At 53.7% G+C, this 3,254-nt stretch carries 2 rRNA genes; both read right to left on the bottom strand.

Annotated features, from left to right (window positions below):
* Window positions 1–7: 7 nt before the first annotated feature.
* A 5S ribosomal RNA gene (gene rrf / locus EAE89_RS22090) occupies window positions 8–123 on the bottom strand.
* Between the two features lie 106 nt (window positions 124–229).
* Window positions 230–3,141, bottom strand: a 23S ribosomal RNA gene (locus tag EAE89_RS22085).
* Window positions 3,142–3,254: the final 113 nt, after the last annotated feature.

The raw sequence follows: 3,254 nt of genomic DNA, 5'->3' as shown, positions 1-3,254 counted from the left end.
ATTTAAAGCCTGGCAGTGTCCTACTCTCGCATGGGGAGACCCCACACTACCATCGGCGCTACGGCGTTTCACTGCTGAGTTCGGCATGGGGTCAGGTGGGACCACCGCGCTATCGCCGCCAGGCATATTCTGTTTCCTTCCCGTCGCCGCCTACGCAGCCACCAGAATCAATCTCCGAACAAGCTAAAATTCTCTCTCAACAACAACCCCAAAACCCCTTTGGCGTTGTAAGGTTAAGCCTCTCGGCTCATTAGTACTGGTCAGCTCAATGCATCACTGCACTTACACACCCAGCCTATCCACGTCTTCGTCTTAAACGTTCCTTCCGTGACCTAAAGTCAAGGGAAGACTCATCTCAAGGCAAGTTTCCCGCTTAGATGCTTTCAGCGGTTATCTCTCCCGCACTTAGCTACCGGGCGATGCCATTGGCATGACAACCCGTACACCAGTGGTGCGTCCACTCCGGTCCTCTCGTACTAGGAGCAGCCCCTTTCAATCTTCCTGCGCCCACGGCAGATAGGGACCGAACTGTCTCACGACGTTCTAAACCCAGCTCGCGTACCACTTTAAATGGCGAACAGCCATACCCTTGGGACCTACTTCAGCCCCAGGATGTGATGAGCCGACATCGAGGTGCCAAACACCGCCGTCGATATGAACTCTTGGGCGGTATCAGCCTGTTATCCCCGGAGTACCTTTTATCCGTTGAGCGATGGCCCTTCCATACAGAACCACCGGATCACTAAGACCTACTTTCGTACCTGCTCGAGCCGTCACTCTCGCAGTCAAGCTAGCTTATGCCTTTGCACTAACCTCACGATGTCCGACCGTGATTAGCTAACCTTCGTGCTCCTCCGTTACGCTTTAGGAGGAGACCGCCCCAGTCAAACTACCCACCAGACACTGTCCTCAGCCCGGGTCACGGGCCTAAGTGAGAACATCAAACATTCAAGGGTGGTATTTCAAGGATGGCTCCATGCAGACTGGCGTCCACACTTCCAAGCCTCCCACCTATCCTACACATCAAGGCTCCATGTTCAGTGTCAAGCTATAGTAAAGGTTCACGGGGTCTTTCCGTCTTGCCGCGGGGACACTGCATCTTCACAGCGAGTTCAATTTCACTGAGTCTCGGGTGGAGACAGCCTGGCCATCATTACGCCATTCGTGCAGGTCGGAACTTACCCGACAAGGAATTTCGCTACCTTAGGACCGTTATAGTTACGGCCGCCGTTTACTGGGGCTTCTATCAAGAGCCTCGCACTCGCGCGCTAACCCCATCAATTAACCTTCCAGCACCGGGCAGGCGTCACACCGTATACGTCCACTTTCGTGTTTGCACAGTGCTGTGTTTTTAATAAACAGTTGCAGCCAGCTGGTCTCTGCGACTGGCCTCAGCTCCGGGCGTGCGCCCTTCACCTAACGCCAGCGTGCCTTCTCCCGAAGTTACGGCACCATTTTGCCTAGTTCCTTCACCCGAGTTCTCTCAAGCGCCTGAGTATTCTCTACCTGACCACCTGTGTCGGTTTGGGGTACGATTCAATGTGACCTGATGCTTAGAGGCTTTTCCTGGAAGCCGGGCATCAACCACTTCACCGCCGTAGCGGCTCGTCATCACGCCTCAGTGTGAATAAAAGAGCGGATTTTCCTGCTCTCTCCACCTACACGCTTAAACCGGGACAACCGTCGCCCGGATGGCCTAGCCTTCTCCGTCCCCCCTTCGCAGTCACATTCAGTACAGGAATATTAACCTGTTTCCCATCAGCTACGCTTTTCAGCCTCACCTTAGGGGTCGACTCACCCTGCCCCGATTAACGTTGGACAGGAACCCTTGGTCTTCCGGCGAGCGGGTTTTTCACCCGCTTTATCGTTACTTATGTCAGCATTCGCACTTCTGATACCTCCAGCAGGCCTCACAGCGCCACCTTCAACGGCTTACAGAACGCTCCCCTACCCAGCCACACTTACATGTCGCTGCCGCAGCTTCGGTGCATGGTTTAGCCCCGTTACATCTTCCGCGCAGGCCGACTCGACCAGTGAGCTATTACGCTTTCTTTCAATGATGGCTGCTTCTAAGCCAACATCCTGGCTGTCTGGGCCTTCCCACATCGTTTCCCACTTAACCATGACTTCGGGACCTTAGCTGGCGGTCTGGGTTGTTTCCCTCTTCACGACGGACGTTAGCACCCGCCGTGTGTCTCCCGTGATGACATTCTTCGGTATTCGCAGTTTGCATCGGGTTGGTAAGCCGGGATGGCCCCCTAGCCGAAACAGTGCTCTACCCCCGAAGATGAACTCACGAGGCGCTACCTAAATAGCTTTCGGGGAGAACCAGCTATCTCCCGGTTTGATTGGCCTTTCACCCCCAGCCACAAGTCATCCGCTAATTTTTCAACATTAGTCGGTTCGGTCCTCCAGTTAGTGTTACCCAACCTTCAACCTGCCCATGGCTAGCTCACCGGGTTTCGGGTCTATACCCTGCAACTCTTGCGCCCAGTTAAGACTCGGTTTCCCTGCGGCTCCCCTATTCGGTTAACCTTGCTACAGAATATAAGTCGCTGACCCATTATACAAAAGGTACGCAGTCACCCCAATTGCTCAGGGCTCCCACTGCTTGTACGTACACGGTTTCAGGTTCTCTTTCACTCCCCTCGCCGGGGTTCTTTTCGCCTTTCCCTCACGGTACTGGTTCACTATCGGTCAGTCAGGAGTATTTAGCCTTGGAGGATGGTCCCCCCATCTTCAGACAGGATATCTCGTGTCCCGCCCTACTCATCGAGCTCACAGTAAAGGCATGTTCGTGTACGGGACTGTCACCCTCTCTTGTCCGCCTTTCCAGACGCTTCCACTCACACTTTCACTGATGCAGACTCTGGGCTCCTCCCCGTTCGCTCGCCGCTACTGGGGGAATCTCGGTTGATTTCTTTTCCTCGGGGTACTGAGATGTTTCAGTTCCCCCGGTTCGCCTCGTTTGACTATCTATTCATCAAACGATAGTGCAACGCATTGCACTGGGTTTCCCCATTCGGACATCGCCGGCTTATCACGCTTCATATCAGCTCACCGACGCTTTTCGCAGATTAGCACGTCCTTCATCGCCTCTGACTGCCTAGGCATCCACCGTGTACGCTTATTCGCTTAACCTCACAACCCAAAGACGTCTTGGGTCGCAGAGTGTTGAGAGACTCTTCAATAATACCTCTCGATATTACTGACAGTTTTCAATTTTCAGCTTGTTCCAGATTGTTAAAGAGCAA

It is taken from the genome of Photorhabdus heterorhabditis (assembly GCF_018448905.1).
GTDB lineage: Bacteria > Pseudomonadota > Gammaproteobacteria > Enterobacterales > Enterobacteriaceae > Photorhabdus > Photorhabdus heterorhabditis.
The sequence above is the reverse complement of the archived record's forward strand: the minus strand, read 5'-3'. Positions and strand labels throughout refer to the sequence as shown.